This window comes from uncultured Capnocytophaga sp. (assembly GCF_938029845.1).
Lineage (GTDB): Bacteria > Bacteroidota > Bacteroidia > Flavobacteriales > Flavobacteriaceae > Capnocytophaga.
The window spans coordinates 1-2647 of the sequence record NZ_CALHGG010000154.1 but is presented as its reverse complement, the minus strand read 5'-3'; the positions used below and the strand labels follow the sequence as shown (position 1 = coordinate 2647).

Sequence of the window (2647 nt, the reverse complement as noted above, 5' to 3'; positions counted from 1 at the left end):
ATCTATTTTATCAGGATTGATTTGGGCAGGGAAAGAGTATTTGATGCCTTACTTTTTGGAACATCCTCCTTTGAGTGGTGATTTTCTTTCTGTAATTATGGGTGGTTTACTCTGTGGTACAGGTTTAGGTTTAGTATATTCGGCTAATGGAAGTACTGGTGGTACCGATATTATAGGATTTATACTCACTAAATATTGGAATATGAGTATTGCACGTATTCTCTTGGTAGTGGATGTGTGTATTGTATTATCCTCTTTCTTCATTTTAGAACATCAAGACAATTCAATTGAAAAAACTGGTTATGGGCTTATCCTTCTTCCTCTGATGTGGCAAATGGTTGAGATTGTTATCAATGGAGCAAGACAATCAGTGCAGTTATTTATATTTTCAAAACACTACGATGAAATTGCAAACCATATCAATAGTGAACTAAAACGTGGTTGTACTATTATTGATGGTATTGGTTGGTACTCTAAATCTTCACAGAAAATAGTGATTGTAATTGCTCGTAGGACAGAAGCTACTTCTATTTTCCGCTTAGTACGTACTATAGACCCTTCAGCGTTTGTAACCAAAACAAATGTTATGGGAGTTTATGGTAATGGCTTTGATAAATTGAAATAATTTTTCCTATTTTCAAGAAAAGTAGTATATTTGCCCATTCTATCGAATAAAAAATTAATCTGTTAATAGAGTATATAATCATTTGAGAATCAATGAATAAGACTATTGAGCCTCCCTCAATTTATTATGCACTAACCTTTCCTCTGCATATACTAAAATGTAGGGTACTTTCTTTTTTCTCTACTTTATCTACAAAAAATGTACTGTTAAGAGTGGAAAAGAAGTATGCCCCTTTGAGAATTTGAGTTTTATTTTCTATTTATTCCTTGACTACTTACTTCATCCTATAACTAAGATAAATACGAAAATAAAATGAAAAATAAATATATTGACTTAATAGACCAAACTTATTATTTTCCTCAAGATGAATTTACTCTTGAGGGTGATGAACTTCGTTTCCATGATATAGACCTTATGGAATTGGTACGCCGCTATGGGGCGCCATTGAAATTCATGTATCTGCCTAAGATTTCAGAGAATATCCAAAAAGCTAAAAAGTGGTTCGAAAAAGCTATCAAAAAGCACAAATACAAAGGAGCTTATAATTATTGTTATTGTACTAAGAGTTCCCATTTCAAACATGTGATGGTGGAAGCTCTGAAGAATGATATCCATATGGAAACCTCTTCGGCTTTTGATATCAATATTATCAATAATCTTATCAATGAAGGACTCATTACTAAGGAAAATTATATCCTTTGTAATGGTTTCAAGCGTGATGGTTATATAGATGGAATAGCTGATTTGGTCAATAGAGGATATGACAGATGTATGCCTATTATAGATAATTATGAAGAAATAAATCTCTTTGACCAAAAGATAAAGGGAAACTATAATATCGGGATACGTATAGCCTCAGAGGAGGATCCTCGTTCAGAATTCTATACCAGTAGGTTGGGAATTGGTTATAAGAATATAGTTCCTTTTTATAACAGAGAGATAAAGGATAATAAGAAGGTAACGCTCAAAATGTTGCACTTCTTTATCAATACAGGAATAAAAGATAATGCTTACTATTGGAATGAGCTTCTTAAGTGCTTGAAAGTGTATATTCAGCTTAAGAAAGTAGCTCCTGAGCTCGATAGCCTTAATATAGGGGGTGGTTTTCCTATAAAAACTTCGCTTGCCTTTGAGTATGATTATGCTTATATGGTAGATGAAATCATTCGCCAGATAAAAATAGCTTGCGAACAAGAAAAGGTACCTGTGCCTAATATTTTTACTGAATTTGGTAGCTTTACAGTGGGAGAAGCAGGAGGGGCTATCTATGAGATTATGTACCAAAAACAACAGAATGATCGTGAGAAATGGAATATGATTAATTCCTCTTTCATCACCACTCTTCCTGATACATGGGCTATTAATAAGCGCTTTGTACTCTTGCCTATTAATCGTTGGAATGATGAATACGAGAGAGTTCTCTTAGGGGGACTTACTTGTGACGGAGATGATTATTACAATAGCGAACAGAATATGAACGCTATCTATCTGCCAAAGTATAATAAGAACAAACCCTTGTATATAGGTTTCTTTAATACAGGGGCTTATCAGGACTCAATAGGAGGTGTAGGAGGGTTACAACACTGCTTGATACCCCAACCTAAAATTATTCTCATTGATAGGGATAAAAATGGGGAACTTACCTCACGTCTTTTCATGGAACAACAAAAAGCAGAAGAAATGCTTAAGATATTAGGCTATTAATAGCACTTGTCTCTGATATATTCATATTTTTCAATCTCCTTACAGTTAGGCTGTAAGGAGATTCTTTTTTAGTATACAGATTTTTCTTTGTTTTGAAATTATCTTAGTCCCTAAGAAGGTTTTGACCACAGACCTCTGTTGCTCATAGCGTATTCGGTTTCGTATTCGATTTCGTATTCAGTCTGTAAAATATGCAGGATTTTGTCCATAAAAAAAGAGTGTTTGCGGAATACAATACACTCTTTTTCAGTATTTTACATTTTGTAGCGAAGACGGGATTTGAACCCGTGACCTTTGGGTTATGAATCCAACGCTCTA

2 protein-coding genes are annotated in these 2647 nt (G+C 34.0%); both read left to right on the top strand.

The features are described from left to right. The coding region (locus tag Q0625_RS11385) for a YitT family protein (RefSeq protein WP_298827335.1) at positions 1-625 on the top strand (625 nt) is incomplete at its 5' end. 312 nt (positions 626-937) lie between these two features. Continuing rightward, complete coding sequence (locus tag Q0625_RS11380) at positions 938-2329, top strand: arginine decarboxylase (RefSeq protein WP_298827333.1); 1392 nt, start codon at positions 938-940, stop codon at positions 2327-2329. Positions 2330-2647 lie beyond the last annotated feature (318 nt).